Annotated in this window: 11 protein-coding genes; 9 read left to right on the top strand and 2 right to left on the bottom strand. The window is 69.9% G+C overall.

Annotated elements, in window-relative coordinates:
* The first annotated feature begins 112 nt into the window (after nucleotides 1-112).
* From ABZT93_RS16240 to ABZT93_RS16230, 3 genes are all read left to right on the top strand, one after another.
* Entirely contained in the window at nucleotides 113-475 is a 363-nt protein-coding gene (locus tag ABZT93_RS16240) for a bifunctional 3-phenylpropionate/cinnamic acid dioxygenase ferredoxin subunit (protein WP_037710117.1), read from the top strand.
* Nucleotides 472-1632 (top strand): FAD-dependent oxidoreductase, encoded by a 1161-nt coding sequence (locus tag ABZT93_RS16235; protein ID WP_356104572.1) that lies wholly within the window; start codon nucleotides 472-474, stop codon nucleotides 1630-1632. Before ABZT93_RS16240 ends, ABZT93_RS16235 begins: the two co-directional genes overlap by 4 nt.
* Before the next feature lie 88 nt (nucleotides 1633-1720).
* Nucleotides 1721-2848: an aromatic ring-hydroxylating dioxygenase subunit alpha gene (locus tag ABZT93_RS16230; RefSeq protein WP_356104570.1), complete on the top strand. Its 1128-nt coding sequence runs from the start codon at nucleotides 1721-1723 to the stop codon at nucleotides 2846-2848.
* Here ABZT93_RS16230 and ABZT93_RS16225 read toward each other — a convergent pair.
* Nucleotides 2836-3582: an IclR family transcriptional regulator gene (locus ABZT93_RS16225; RefSeq protein ID WP_037710113.1), complete on the bottom strand. Its 747-nt coding sequence runs from the start codon at nucleotides 3580-3582 to the stop codon at nucleotides 2836-2838. The two genes, ABZT93_RS16230 and ABZT93_RS16225, sit on opposite strands and share 13 nt — an antisense overlap.
* Nucleotides 3583-3790: 208 nt before the next feature.
* On the opposite strand from ABZT93_RS16225, the gene betA reads away from it, so the two are divergent.
* The 6 genes from betA to ABZT93_RS16195 all read left to right on the top strand — a co-directional run bounded on the left by betA (nucleotide 3791) and on the right by ABZT93_RS16195 (nucleotide 13856).
* Nucleotides 3791-5461, top strand: a complete 1671-nt coding sequence (gene betA / locus ABZT93_RS16220; protein ID WP_356104567.1) for a choline dehydrogenase — start codon at nucleotides 3791-3793, stop codon at nucleotides 5459-5461.
* A 184-nt stretch (nucleotides 5462-5645) separates the two neighbouring features.
* Nucleotides 5646-7115, top strand: coding sequence for an aldehyde dehydrogenase family protein (locus ABZT93_RS16215; RefSeq protein ID WP_356104831.1), 1470 nt, complete (start codon nucleotides 5646-5648; stop codon nucleotides 7113-7115).
* A gap of 20 nt (nucleotides 7116-7135) precedes the next feature.
* The gene (locus tag ABZT93_RS16210; protein WP_356104565.1) at nucleotides 7136-8224 is read left to right on the top strand and encodes a glycine betaine/L-proline ABC transporter ATP-binding protein; all 1089 of its coding nucleotides are present in this window, start codon (nucleotides 7136-7138) and stop codon (nucleotides 8222-8224) included.
* Entirely contained in the window at nucleotides 8224-10233 is a 2010-nt protein-coding gene (locus tag ABZT93_RS16205; protein WP_356104562.1) for an ABC transporter permease subunit, read from the top strand. Before ABZT93_RS16210 ends, ABZT93_RS16205 begins: the two co-directional genes overlap by 1 nt.
* A 13-nt stretch (nucleotides 10234-10246) precedes the next feature.
* Complete coding sequence (locus ABZT93_RS16200; protein WP_356104560.1) at nucleotides 10247-11212, top strand: ABC transporter substrate-binding protein; 966 nt, start codon at nucleotides 10247-10249, stop codon at nucleotides 11210-11212.
* A 205-nt stretch (nucleotides 11213-11417) separates the two neighbouring features.
* Nucleotides 11418-13856: an FAD-dependent oxidoreductase gene (locus ABZT93_RS16195; protein ID WP_356104557.1), complete on the top strand. Its 2439-nt coding sequence runs from the start codon at nucleotides 11418-11420 to the stop codon at nucleotides 13854-13856.
* A 28-nt stretch (nucleotides 13857-13884) separates the two neighbouring features.
* Here the strand turns inward: ABZT93_RS16195 and ABZT93_RS16190 are convergent, their stop codons facing one another.
* Nucleotides 13885-14676, bottom strand: a complete 792-nt coding sequence (locus ABZT93_RS16190; protein WP_356104555.1) for an IclR family transcriptional regulator — start codon at nucleotides 14674-14676, stop codon at nucleotides 13885-13887.
* Nucleotides 14677-14705: the final 29 nt, after the last annotated feature.

Below are 14705 nucleotides of genomic sequence, written 5' to 3'. Positions count from 1 at the left end.
CATTTGTTTCCACGCGGGTCCGGTCTCTGGACGCCTTGACAAGGGTTTGTGGCCGCCCTCAAACTGACGTTGCGTTCAACGCAATCCGTTTCGCTATACGCACCGAGGTGTCATGATGATTCCCGCGTGCCGTCTCGTGGATCTTCCCCGAGGCGAGGCCTACCGGCTCGACATCGATCCGCCGGTCTCGGTGTTCCACACCGACGACGGCGAGGTCTTCGCCATCGACGACACCTGCACCCATCAGGACGCCTCGCTCGCCGACGGCTGGCTGGAGGGCTGCGAGGTCGAATGCCCGCTGCACGCCTCGAAGTTCGACCTGCGGACGGGCGCCGTCGACGCTCCGCCGGCCAAGCGTCCGGTCCGCACGCACGAGGTCCACGTCGAGGACGGCATGATCTACGTCCGGTTGTCCCTGGACGCCCCCAACCTGCCGCCCTGTGTGGCGGCCCGGCTCGCCGGCGGACCCGCGTGAGGACGGTCGCCGTGGTCGGCGCCTCGCTCGCCGGTCTGTCGGCGGCGCGCTCGCTGCGCAGACAGGGCTACGACGGGCGGCTCGTCGTCATCGGCGACGAGTTCCACCGCCCGTACGACAGGCCCCCGTTGTCCAAGGAGTTCCTGGCCGGTTCCCTGGCCGAGAGCGATCTCGCGCTGGAGCCGGACGACGAGGACCTGCGGGCCGAGTGGCTGCTCGGCGTCCGCGCCGTCGCTCTCGACGGCCCGCAGCGCGCCGTACGGCTCGCCGACGGCAGCGAGGTAAGGGCGGACGGCGTCGTCATCGCGACCGGCGCCGCCGCCCGGACCCTGCCCGGCACGGACGCCCTGGCCGGGGTGCACACCCTGCGCACCCTGGACGACGCCCGCGCCCTGCGCGACGAACTGACCCTCGGGGGACGGCTGGTGGTGATCGGAGGCGGCTTCATCGGCGCCGAGGTCGCCTCCACCGCGTACGCCCTCGGACTCGACGTGACCGTCGTGGAGGCGGCGCCCACCCCGCTGGCGGGACCGCTCGGCGAGACCATGGGCGGGATCGTCTCCGCCCTCCACGCGGACCACGGTGTACGGCTGCTGTGCGGGGTCGGCGTCAAGGGATTGCGCGGCGGGAGCCGGGTCGAGGCCGTCCTGCTGGAGGACGGCCGCAGCCTGCCCGCCGACATCGTGGTCGTGGGGGTCGGCGCGCGCCCGTGCGTCGAGTGGCTCGCGGGCTCGGGCCTCACCCTCGGCGACGGCGTCACCTGCGGCGCCGACGGCCGCACCGGCCTGGCCGGGGTGGTCGCCGTCGGGGACTGCGCCTCCTGGTACGACCCGCGCGCGGGCCTGCACCGCCGCGTCGAGCACTGGACCGGCGCCCGGGAGCGGCCCGAGGCGGCCGTCACCGCGCTGCTGGCGGGCGGCGCGGTGGAACCGAGTGCGCAGAGGCCGCCGTACTTCTGGTCCGACCAGTACGGCGTGAAGATCCAGTTCGCCGGTCACGCGACCGCCGCCGACAGCGTGACCATCGAGGAGGGCGCCCGGGACGAGCACAACGTCCTGGCCGTCTACCGGCGTTCCGGGCATCCGGTCGCCGTCCTCGGGATGAACCAGCCGCGGTTGTTCACGCGCTGGCGCAAGCAGCTCGCCGCAGCGGCCTGACAGCAAAGCCGCTGCCGCTCCGTCCAGAACGCCGTCCGCTCTTCCCGGCGTGCATCACCGGCCCACGACGTTCCCCGAGGAGTGCACTGTGACCTCGACCAGCCTGCCGGACAGCCTGATCGCCACCCTTCCCGGCGTCTCCTACACCGATCCCGGGCTCTTCGCCCAGGAGCAGGAGCGCATCTTCGAAGCGATGTGGTTCTGCGCCGTCCGCGCCTCCGACCTGCCGAAACCCGGTGCTTTCAGGACCGTGGAGGTGGGCCGGGAGAGCATCCTGATCACGCGTGCGCGGGACGGCTCGGTGCGCGCCTACTTCAACGTCTGCCGTCATCGGGGCGCGAAGCTGTGCACCGAGGAGTCGGGCGAGGTGAAGCGGGCGTTCCAATGCCCGTACCACGCCTGGACGTACGACCTGACGGGCAAGCTCGTGGCCGCGCCGAACCTGACGAAGATGCCGGACGTGGGCCGCACCGAGTACGGCCTGGCGAGCGTGGCGGTGCGCGAGTGGCTCGGCTATGTGTGGGTGTGCCTCGCCGAGGACCCGCCGCCCTTCGAGGAGGTCGTCCAGGACGTGGTCGCGCGCCTCGGCGACACCGAGTCGATCGAGCACTACGACATCGGGGGGCTGGAGGTCGGCCGGCGGATCGTCTACGACGTCAAGGCCAACTGGAAGCTGATCGTCGAGAACTTCATGGAGTGCTACCACTGCGCGACGATCCATCCCGAACTCACCGAGGTGCTCCCGGAGTTCGCCGACGGATACGCGGCCCAGTACTACGTCGGGCACGGCGCGGAGTTCGGCGAGGACGTCAGGGGCTTCACGGTCGACGGCTCGGAGGGGCTGGACCGGATCCCGGGGGTCTCCGCGGACCAGGACCGCCGGTACTACGCGATCACCGTGCGGCCGCAGGTGTTCATCAACCTCGTGCCCGACCATGTGATCTTCCACCGGATGTACCCGGTCGCCGCGGACCGCACCGTCGTGGAGTGCGACTGGCTGTACCTGCCGCACGTCGTGCAGAGCGGGAAGGACGTCAGCCGCTCGGTGGAGCTGTTCGACCGGGTCAACCGGCAGGACTTCGACGCCTGCGAGCGCACCCAGCCCGGCATGAGCTCACGGCTGTACGCCAAGGGCGGTGTGCTGGTCCCCAGCGAGCACCACATCGGCGAGTTCCACGACTGGGTCCAGGCCCGGCTGGGCGCTCAGCCCAGGTAACCCATCCGGTGACTGATCTCCTCGGCGCCCTTGACCAGGACCGGGGCGAGTTCGTGCAGGCGCTCCTCGGAGAGCCGGTACGCGGGCCCTGAGGCGCTGAGGGCCGCGATGACCTCGCCGTCCCGGTCGCGGACCGGCGCGGCCATGGCGTGCAGGCCGAGCTCCAGCTCCTCCAGGGCCCAGGCGTAACCCCGTTCCCGGGCCTCGGCGAGGTTCTTCTCGAGCTTCGTCTTCGCGGTGATGGTGCGCGGGGTGACCTTCTTCAGGCCGGTTTCCGTCAGCAGCGCGGCGCGCTCCTGGGCGGGCAGGTGGGCCAGCAGGATCTTGCCGCTCGACGTGGCGTGCAGCGGGGTCAGCTGGCCGACCCAGTTCTGCGCGGTGACGGCACCCGGGCCGCGCACCTGGTAGAGGTTGACCGCGTAGCGCTCCTGCATCACGGCGAGGTTCACGGTCTCGCCGATCTCCTCGGCGAGGTCCTCGCAGACCGGGCGGCTCTGCTGGGTGATGTCGATGCGTCCGGTGACCGCGCCGGCCAGGCGCACGATGCCGAATCCGAGCCGGTACTTCCCGCGCTCACCCGCCTGTTCCACCAGACCGCGCGCTTCCAAGGCGCCGAGGAGCCGGAACGCCGTGGACTTGTGAACGTCGATCTCGGCGGCCACCTCACTGACCCCGGCCTCGCCGCGCTGGGCCAGGATCTCCATGACGTGAATGGCCCGGTCGACGGACTGCACTCCGCCGCTCGACGACCCTGTCGTTTCGTTATCCGGGTTGTAGTTGCTCACAACGCAACTATACGGGGGGTAAACAACAACGGCGTGAGTCTGTTTCGCGGACCCCGTGCATATGTCGTGTAAGTTGCGCGCTTCGCAACCTGGTGCGTATCACGCTACTCGTACTAGCATGCCGCGCATATCTACGGCGCGAGCGAGACGAGGCATCATGGCTCCTCAGCAGTACGACTTCGTCATCGTCGGTGGTGGATCGGCCGGCAGCGCACTGGCCAACCGGCTCTCCGCCGACCCGGGCAACCGGGTGCTGGTCCTGGAGGCCGGCCGGCCCGACTACCCGTGGGACGTCTTCATCCACATGCCCGCGGCGCTGACCTATCCCATCGGCAGCCGCTTCTACGACTGGAAGTACGAGTCCGAGCCCGAACCGCACATGGGCGGTCGGCGCGTCTACCACGCCCGCGGCAAGGTGCTGGGCGGCTCCAGCAGCATCAACGGCATGATCTTCCAGCGCGGCAACCCCATGGACTACGAGCGCTGGGCCGCCGATCCAGGCATGGAGACCTGGGACTACGCGCACTGTCTGCCGTACTTCAAGCGCATGGAGAACTGCCTCGCGGCCGACCCGGACGACGAGTTCCGCGGCCATGACGGCCCGCTCGTCCTGGAGCGCGGCCCGGCCACCAACCCGCTCTTCACCGCCTTCCAGAAGGCCACCGAGGAGGCCGGGTACGCGCCCACGGACGACGTCAACGGCTACCGGCAGGAGGGCTTCGCCAAGTTCGACCGCAACGTCCACCGCGGTCGCAGGCTCTCCGCTTCCAAGGCCTACCTGAAGCCCGTCAGGAAGCGTCCCAACCTCACGGTCACCACCCGCGCCCTCGTCACCCGCGTCCTGTTCGAGGGCAAACGGGCCGTCGGCGTCGAGTACCGGCGCGGCAAGGGCGCGCTCCAGCAGGTCCGCGCCAAGGAGGTCATCCTCTGCGGCGGCGCGATCAACTCCCCGCAGCTGCTCCAGCTGTCCGGCGTCGGCAACGCCGAGGAGCTGCGCGCCCTCGGCATCGACGTCGTCCACGACCTGCCGGGCGTCGGCGAGAACCTCCAGGACCACCTGGAGGTGTACATCCAGTACGCCTGCAAGCAGCCCGTCTCCATGCAGCCGTACCTGGCGAAATGGCGTGCCCCCTTCATCGGCCTGCAGTGGCTCTTCCGCAAGGGCCCCGCGGCGACCAACCATTTCGAGGCCGGCGGGTTCGCCCGCAGCAACGACGAGGTCGACTACCCCAACCTGATGTTCCACTTCCTGCCGATCGCGGTCCGCTACGACGGCTCGGTGCCCGCCGGTGGCCACGGCTATCAGGTGCACGTGGGACCCATGTACTCCGACGCCCTCGGCTCCGTGAAGATCAAGAGCAGTGATCCGAGCGAGCACCCGGCGCTGCGCTTCAACTACCTGTCCACCGAACAGGACCGCCGCGAGTGGGTCGAGGCGATCCGGGTCGCCCGCGCACTGCTCAACCAGCCCGCTCTGGCCCCCTACAACGGCGGGGAGATCTCGCCCGGCCCGTCCGTCGCGACCGACGAGGAGATCCTCGACTGGGTCGCCAAGGACGGCGAGACCGCCCTGCACCCCTCCTGCACCTGCAAGATGGGCACCGACGAGATGGCCGTCGTGGACCCCGCCAGCATGCGTGTGCACGGGGTCGAGGGACTGCGGGTCGTCGACGCCTCCGTGATGCCCTACGTCACCAACGGCAACATCTATGCGCCGGTGATGATGATCGCGGAGAAGGCGGCCGACCTCATCCTCGACAAGCAGCCGCTCGCCCCTTCCGAGGCCGTGTACTACCGGCACCGGGACGCCCGTACGCAGGCCGGGTAACACGGATTTTTCGCGGGGCCGCTTGTACCGGAAACCGGCCGGGCCCGCGCTGCGCACAAGGCGCCCGCGTGCCCAAACCGTCATCCACCAACCCCTTGACGTGGGGTGCCGCAGTCTCCAGAGTGTTCCACCACAAGCAATACGATGCGTCATGCGCAACGAAATCGCTCGAAGGGCTCCCGACGTGGCAGACCTGTACGTGGACGGTGAATGGCGGGAGCCGGTGGCCGGGGGGCGCCGGGAGATCCGCTGCCCCGCCGACGGCACGCTTTCCGCGACCGTGGCGGAAGGCACCCGCGCCGACACCGAAGCGGCCGTCGCCGCCGCCCGCCGGGCCTTCGACACGGGGCCCTGGCCGCACACCCCCGAGCGTGACCGCGGCGCCCTGCTGCTGCGCACCGCCGACCTGATCGAGCGCGACGCCAAGGAGTTCGCCCGCGCCGAGTCGCTGGACACCGGCAAGCGGCTGGTGGAGAGCGAGTACGACATCGCCGACGTCGTCTCCTGTCTTCGCTACTACGGCGGACTCGGCGGCACCGACGCAGGCCGTGTGATCGACACCGGCCGGGACGACGCCGTCAGTCGCGTGGTCTACGAGCCGATCGGGGTCTGCGGACTGATCACACCCTGGAACTACCCACTTCTGCAAGCGAGTTGGAAGGTCGCCCCGGCCCTTCTCGCCGGCAACACGATCGTCCTCAAGCCCAGCGAGCTCACTCCCTCCACCTCGGTCCTGCTCATGCGGGCGCTGGAGGAGGCCGGACTGCCCGCCGGTGCCGCCAACCTCGTCCTCGGCACCGGACCCGAAGTGGGCGCGCCGCTCACCGAGGACCCGCGCGTCGACATGGTCTCCTTCACCGGGGGCGTGGAGACCGGCAAACGGATCATGGCCACCGCCGCCGCGACCGTGAAGAAGGTCGCGCTGGAACTCGGCGGCAAGAACCCCAACGTCGTCTTCGCCGACGCCGACTTCGAGACGGCCGTGGACTTCGCGCTCACGGCCGTCTTCCTGCACTCCGGGCAGGTCTGCTCGGCCGGTGCCCGGCTGATCGTCGAGGACTCCCTGCACGACCGCTTCGTCGACGAGGTGGTCCGCCGAGCCCGGCGGATCCGCCTGGGCGGGCCCTTCGACCCCGACGCCGAGACCGGGGCGCTGATCTCCGCGCAGCACCTGGAGAAGGTCGAGGCCTACGTCGCCGCGGGGGTCGCCGAGGGCGCCGTCCTGCGCTGCGGCGGCGAACGGCCCGCCGACCCGGCCCTCGCCGACGGCCACTACTACCCGCCCACCGTGCTCGACGAGTGCCGGCAGGACATGCGGGTGGTGCACGAGGAGTCCTTCGGGCCCGTCCTCACCGTCGAGCGCTTCACCGACGAGGACGACGCCGTACGCATCGCCAACGACACCGAGTACGGCCTCGCCGGGGCGGTCTGGACGCAGGACGCAGGGAAGGCCCAGCGGGTCGCCCGCCGGCTGCGGCACGGCACGGTGTGGATCAACGACTACCACCCCTATGTGCCGCAGGCCGAGTGGGGTGGCTTCGGGCATTCCGGAGTGGGCCGGGAACTGGGACCGACCGGCCTCGACGAGTACCGCGAGCCCAAGCACATCTGGCAGAACATCCAACCCCGGCCGCAGCACTGGTTCCGCGGCTGAACGCCGAGAAGAGGTCGACCATGACCCCAACCCAGACCGAGGTGCCGCCGCGCCGCGGCACCCCCGAGGACGCGGCCCCCACGCCCGTCATATCCGTACGCGGGCTGTGGAAGGTGTTCGGGCCGAAGGCGGACCAGGTACCGGACTCCGAGGAGCTGCGCGGGCTCACCCGCCGCGAACTCATGGACCGCACCGGCTGTACCGCCGCCGTGCGCGACGTGAGCTTCGACGTCGCGCCCGGCGAGGTCTTCGTCGTCATGGGGCTGTCCGGCTCCGGCAAGTCCACCCTGGTGCGCTGTCTGACCCGGCTGATAGAACCCACCGCCGGTGAGATCGTCTTCGAGGGCGAGGACATCCGGGACGCCGACGAACGGCGGCTGCGCGAACTGCGGCGCAGCAAGTTCTCCATGGTCTTCCAGCACTTCGGTCTGCTGCCCCACCGCCGCGTCGTCGACAACGTGGCGTTCGGCCTTGAGATCCGCGGCATGGGCCGGGCCGAGCGCATGAGGCGTGCGCTGGAGGTCGTCGAACTCGTGGGTCTGTCCGGGTACGAGAACTCCTACCCCGACCAGCTCTCCGGCGGTATGCAGCAACGCGTGGGCCTGGCAAGGGCGTTGGCGGGCGATCCGGACGTCCTCCTCTTTGACGAGCCCTTCTCGGCGCTCGACCCGCTGATCCGCCGTGACATGCAGAACGAGGTCATCCGGCTGCACCACGAGGTCGGCAAGACCATGGTGTTCATCACCCACGACCTCTCCGAGGCGCTGAAGCTCGGCGACCGGATCCTCATCATGCGGGACGGCAAGACGGTCCAGTGCGGCACCGGCGACGAACTCGTCGGCGCCCCCGCCGACGACTACGTACGCGACTTCGTCAAGGACGTGCCGCGCGGCGATGTGCTGACCCTGCGCTGGATCATGCGTCCGGCGACCCCCCAAGACCCCCTGGACGGACCCGAGTTGGGTCCCGACGTCGTGGTGAAGGAGGCCACCCGCGCGGTGCTCGCCGCCGACAAGCCCGTCAAGGTCGTCGAGAACGGCAAGTTGATCGGCATCGTCGGCGACGAGGAGATCCTCGCGGTGGTCGCCGGGCAGGAAGGCGACGCGTGATGACCGTCGCCATGGAGAAACCCGAGGCCACGGGGGAGACGCGGCAGGCCGCACCGCCTCCGCCCGTCGCCCCCGTACGCAGGATCAGCCGGTCCGTGGTGGTCGCCGCGATCCTGGTCGTCTGGCTCGTCCTCTTCGCCGTACTGCGCGGAAAGCAGACCCTGTCGCTGGCCGCGGCCGATCTCACCGATCTGCACCGCTGGCTCAACGACGTCAACGACTCCATCGGCGCCAACCGCAACTCCAACCCGCTCTTCCTGTACGGCTTCAACGAGATCCGGCTGGTCATCGACAACCTGGTGACCTTCGTGCAGGACCTCATCTCCCAGCCTTCCGGCGACCGCCCGCTCCCGCAGATCGGCTGGCTCGGAGTAGTCGGCCTCGCCGGCTATGTCTCCTGGGCGGTGGCCAACTGGCGGGTCGCGCTGCTGGCCGTGGCCGGCTTCACCTTCCTCGGGCTCCAAGGGCTGTGGCAGGAGAGCATGGACACCCTGTCCCTGACCCTCTCCGCGGTCCTGGTGGCGCTGCTGTTCGCCCTCCCGCTGGGCGTGTGGGCGGGCCTGTCCCCACGGGTCAACCGGATCGTCACTCCGTTCCTGGACTTCATGCAGACGATGCCCACCTTCGTCTACCTGGCGCCGCTGACCCTGTTCTTCCTGATCGGCGGGGCCTCCGCCACCATCACCACCGTCATCTACGCGGCACCGCCGGCGATGCGCATCTCCGCGCACGCCATCCGTTCCGTGCCCGCGACGACGGTCGAGGCCGCCGCCTCCATGGGTGCCACCCGCAGACAGTCGTTGCTGAAGGTCCTGCTGCCGATGTCCAAGCGGACCGTGGTGATGGGCATCAACCAGACCATCATGGCCGCCCTGGCCATGGTGACCATCGCGGCTCTCATCGACGCCCCCGGGCTCGGCAAGACCGTCGTGCAGGCCCTCCAGTCCCTCGACGTCGGTACGGCCTTCAACGCGGGCCTCGCCATCGTCGTCATGGCCATCGTCCTGGACCGGGTCACCACCGCGGCGAGCGGGCGCGCGGAGGCCGCCCGGCGGTCCGGCAACCCGCTGCTCAAGTGGCGGCGGCACCTGCTGGCCGCCGGGGGAGCGGTGACGGCCGTACTCGTGTATCTCTCGCACACGTACGTGTGGGCGGCCGAGTTCCCCGGCCAGGGCAGCACCGGCAGCAACATCGCCAAGGCCGCCGATGACGTGACCACCTGGGCGCAGGACAACCTGTCGGGGCTGACCAACGGTTTCCGTGACGCCCTCACCAACGCGCTGCTCAACCCGTTCCAGACGCTGCTGACCGACTCCCCGTGGTGGCTCGTCGGCGCAGCCCTGATCGGGCTCGCCGTGGTGCTGGGCGGGTGGCGTGCCGGGATCACCACCGCCGTGTGCGTGGGACTCCTGGTCGCCACCGGCCTGTGGTCGGACAGCATGACCACGCTGGCCTCGACCATGGTGGCGACCGTGCTGGTCATGCTGCTCGGCATGGTCTTCGGGGTGTGGATGGGGCGCAGCGCGCTGGTGGACCGGCTGGTGCGGCCCACCCTCGACGCCGCGCAGGTCATGCCGCCGTTCGTCTATCTCGTGCCGTTCCTCGCCCTGTTCGGCGCGACCCGGTTCACGGCGATCGTCGCGGCGATCGTCTACGCGGCCCCGGTGGCCATCAAGATCATCGCCGACGGCGTGCGGACCGTGCCCGCGACCACCGTCGAGGCGGCCACCTCCACCGGGTGCAACACCTGGCAGATCATCACCAAGGTCCAGCTGCCCATGGCCCGCAGCGCCCTGACACTCGCGACCAACCAGGGCCTGATCTATGTGCTGTCCATGGTCGTCGTGGGCGGCCTGGTCGGCGCCGGGGCCCTCGGCTACGACGTGGTGGCCGGCTTCTCGCAGGGACAGCTGTACGGCAAGGGCCTGGCGGCCGGAGTCGCCATCGTCCTGCTCGGCGTCATGTTCGACCGGATCACTCAAGCAGCGGCTCGCCGCACCAGTAACTGAGGAGCACAACACGATGGCAAGACACTGGCGAGCCGGCGCGGCCGGCCTGGCCGTCCTCGGCCTCACCCTCACGGCCTGCGGCGGCGCGAAGGTCGGTGACTCCTCGGAGGCCGGCGGCTCGGGCAGCTCCGGCAAGTGCGGCACCTTCAACCTCGCGGTCAACCCGTGGGTGGGCTACGAGGCGGACGCGGCGGTCGTCGCGTACGTCGCCGAGCACGATCTGAAGTGCAAGGTCACCAAGAAGGACCTCAAGGAGGAGATCGCCTGGCAGGGCTTCGGGACCGGCGAGGTCGACGCCGTCCTGGAGAACTGGGGCCACGACGACCTGAAGAAGAAGTACATCACCCAGCAGAAGACCGCCGTGGAGTCCGGCTCGACCGGCAACAAGGGCATCATCGGCTGGTACGTGCCGCCGTGGCTGGCCAAGGCCCACCCGGACATCAAGGACTGGAAGAACCTCAACAAGTACGCCGCGAAGTTCAAGACCTCGGAGTCCGGCGGCAAGGGCCAGCTCCTGGACGGCGACCCCTCGTACGTCACCAACGACGAGGCGCTGGTGAAGAACCTCAAGCTGGACTTCAAGGTGGTGTACGCGGGCAGCGAGACCGCGCTGATCCAGGCGTACCGCAACGCCGAGAAGAACAAGCAGTGGGTGATCGGCTACTTCTACGAGCCGCAGTGGTTCCTGTCCGAGGTGCCGCTGGTCAAGGTCGACCTGCCCGCGTACAAGACGGGCTGCGACGCCGATCCGGCCAAGGTCGCGTGCGACTACCCCGTCTACGACCTCGACAAGATCGTGAGCGCGAAGTTCAGCAAGTCGGGCAGCCCGGCCTACGACCTGGTGAAGAAGTTCAACTGGACCAACGACGACCAGAACACCGTGGCCAAGTACATCGCCGTGGACAAGATGACACCGGACGCGGCGGCCAAGAAGTGGGTCGACGCCAACCGGGACAAGGTCGACGCCTGGATCAAGTAGGCCGGTCGGGAAACCCTGTCACGAAGGCCCGGTGGGCGGCGCGCGAGAGAGCGCGGCGCCCACCGGGCGTTCCCGTTTTCCGGGCCGTTCCGGCGCCGTTCCCCGGCGTCACGGGACCTCTTGACACCCACTCGCACGACAGGCACATTGAGTTGCGCAGCCTGAATCGTGTTGCGTACAAAGCAACTTAACCGGAGGTGCGGCGATGGCGGGACCCCGAGTGGTCATCATCGGAGCGGGCGTCGTCGGCGCGGCACTCGCCGACGAGATCTCCGCGCGAGGCTGGACCGAGGTGACCGTGGTCGACCAGGGCCCGCTCCCGGCCACCGGAGGGTCGTCCTCGCACGCCCCTGGCCTCGTCTTCCAGGCCAACTCCTCCAAGACCATGACCGAGCTGGCCCGCTACACCGTCGAGAAGTTCTGCTCCCTCGACGTCGACGGGCAGCCCTGCTTCCTCCAGGTCGGCGGCCTGGAGGTGGCGACCACCCCGGAGCGCGTCACCGAGCTCCACCGGCGGCACGGCTGGCTCACCGCCTGGGGCGTCGAGTCGCGGATCCTCACCGCCGACGAGTGCGTCGACAAGCACCCCCTGGTCAACCGCGACCGGGTCCTCGCCGGCCTCCACATCCCCACCGACGGCCTCGCCAAGGCCGTCCTCGCCGTCGAGGCGCAGATCCGCCGGGCCACCGAGCGCGGAGTGACCTTCCTGGCCCGCCACGAGGTCCTGGACGTGCTCCAGGCCGACGGCGAGGTCACGGGCGTCCGCACCGACCAGGGTGATCTGACAGCCGACATCGTCGTGTGCTGCGCCGGCATCTGGGGCCCCAGGATCGCCCGCATGGTCGGCATGAACCTCCCGCTCACCCCGCTCGGCCACCAGCTCGCCTGGACCGGCCCGGTCCCCGCGCTCGCGGGCCAGACCGAGGAGGCGGTGCGCCCGATCCTGCGCCACCAGGACGCCGACCTCTACTACCGCGACCGTCACGACACCCTCGGCATCGGCTACTACGGCCACCGCCCCATGCCCATCACCGCCGACGAGATCCTCTCCGTCGACGAGGCGGACGAGATGCCCTCGGTCCTGAAGTTCACCGAGGACGACTTCGCGGACGCCTGGACCGAGACGCAGTCACTGCTCCCCGCCACCCGCGAGGCCAAGGTCGAGGAGGGCATCAACGGCCTGTTCTCCTTCACCACCGACGGCCTGCCCCTCCTCGGCGAGTCCCCGGACGTCAAGGGCTTCTGGGTCGCCGAGGCGGTCTGGGTCACCCACTCCGCCGGTGTCGGCCGGGCCGTCGCCGAGTGGCTGGTCGACGGCCACTGCTCCTCCTTCGACCTCCACGAGTGCGACGTCAACCGCTTCGAGCCGCACCAGCTCTCCCCGGAGTACGTCCTCGCCCGCGACTGCCAGAACTTCGTCGAGGTCTACGACATCCTGCACCCGCTGCAGCCCTCCGGCGACCCGCGCCCGATCCGCACCACCCCCTTCCACGCCCGCCAACAGGAGCTCGGCGCCTTCTTCCTGGAGGCGAACGGCTGGGAGCGACCGCACTGGTACGAGGCCAACGCGCACCTGGTGGAAGGCCGTTCCATCGTCACCCCCAACGACTGGGCCGCCCGGTACTGGTCGCCGATCGTGGGTGCCGAGGCCCAGGTCACCCGCGAGACCGTCGCGATGTACGACATGACGGCCCTCAAGCGCCTGGAGGTGAGCGGGCGGGGAGCGGCCGACTTCCTGGAGCGGCTGTGCACCGGCAAGGTCGCCAAGTCCGTCGGCTCGGTGACGTACACCCTGCTCCTGGACCACGACGGCGGTATCCGCAGTGACATCACCGTCGCCCGGCTGGCCCCCGACGTCTTCCAGGTCGGCGCCAACGGCAACCTCGACCTCGACTGGTTCACCCGCCACCTCCCCGCCGACGGCACGGTCCAGGTCCGCGACATCACCCCGGGCACCTGCTGCATCGGCCTGTGGGGGCCGCTGGCCCGGGACGTCCTCCAGCCGCTCACCGACGAGGACTTCTCGGCGACGGGCCTGAAGTACTTCCGCGCCAAGCGCGCGCACATCGGTTCCGTCCCGGTGACGGCCATGCGCCTGTCGTACGTCGGCGAGCTCGGCTGGGAGCTGTACACCACCGCCGACCTCGGCCAGAAGCTGTGGGACACGCTGTGGCGGGCCGCCAGGCCGCTGGGCGGGATCGCCGCCGGGCGGGGCGCCTTCAACAGCCTCCGCCTGGAGAAGGGATACCGCTCCTTCGGCACCGACATGACCTACGAGCACGACCCCTACGAGGCCGGGGTCGCCTTCGCCGTCAAGGCCGACAAGGAGGACTTCGTCGGGAAGGCGGCACTGGAGCGGCGCAAGGCCGACGTGCGCCGGAAGCTGACCTGCCTGACCATCGAGGACCCGCGGGCCGTAGTGATGGGCAAGGAGCCGGTGTACGACGGGCGGCGCGCGGTCGGCTACGTCACCAGCGCGGCCTTCGGCCACACGATCGGCAAGGGCATCGCGTACGCCTGGCTGCCGGCGGAGCTCGCGGTGACCGGACGTGCGCTGCACATCGGTTACTTCGACCAGCGGGTGGAGGCGGTCGTGGCCGAGGAACCGCTGTTCGACCCGACGATGTCCCGGCTCCGGGGCTAGCAGGGGCGCCGCCCTAGGGCGGCGCCCCTCAGCCCACGTGGCCGAGCCGACGGCTGAGTTCGTCGGCGCCCTCGACCAGCACCGGTGCCAGCTCGTGCATCCGCTCCTCGGTGAGACGGAAGGCGGGACCCGAGGCGGTGAGGGCGGCGACGACCTTGCCGTCGGCCGAACGCACCGGCGCCGCCATGGCGTTGAGGCCCTCCTCGTACTCCTCCACCGTCATGGCGTAACCCTGCTCGCGCACTCGCACCAGCTCCGCCTCCAGCTTCTGCCGGGAGGTCAGCGTGCGCGCCGTCATCCGTTCGAGCCCGGCCGTGGCGACCAGTTCGTCCCGGCGCTTCTCGGTGAGATCGGCGAGCAGGACCTTGCCGCTCGACGTGCAGTGCATCGGCGTCAGCCGGCCGACCCAGTTCTGCGCGGTGATGGCGGACCGGCCGCGCACCTGGTCCAGGTTGATCACATGGTGGGACTCCAGGACCGCGATGTTCATCGTCTCGCCCAGTTTGTCGGCGAGGCGCTCGCAGATCCCGCGGCCGTACCGGGTGACGTCGATGCGCCCGGTGACCGCCCCGGCCAGCCGTACGATGCCGAAGCCGAGGCGGTACTTCCCGCGCTCGCCCTCCTGCTCGACCATCCCGTGCGCCTCCAGCGCGCCGAGCAGACGGAACGCGGTGGACTTGTGGACGTCGATCGCCTCGGCCACTTCACTGACGCCTGCCTCGCCGCGCTGGGCGAGGATCTCCAGCACGGTGACAGCCCGGTCGACGGACTGCACCCCGCCGCCGGACGTGCCCCCGGACTCGGTGCCGTTGTTGCTCATGGCGGAACCTTATGCGACCAGGTCAATAC

Source organism: Streptomyces sp. NPDC005303, assembly GCF_040607335.1.
In the GTDB taxonomy this organism is placed as follows: Bacteria; Actinomycetota; Actinomycetes; order Streptomycetales; family Streptomycetaceae; genus Streptomyces.
This window is presented reverse-complemented; position numbering and strand designations above follow the sequence as displayed.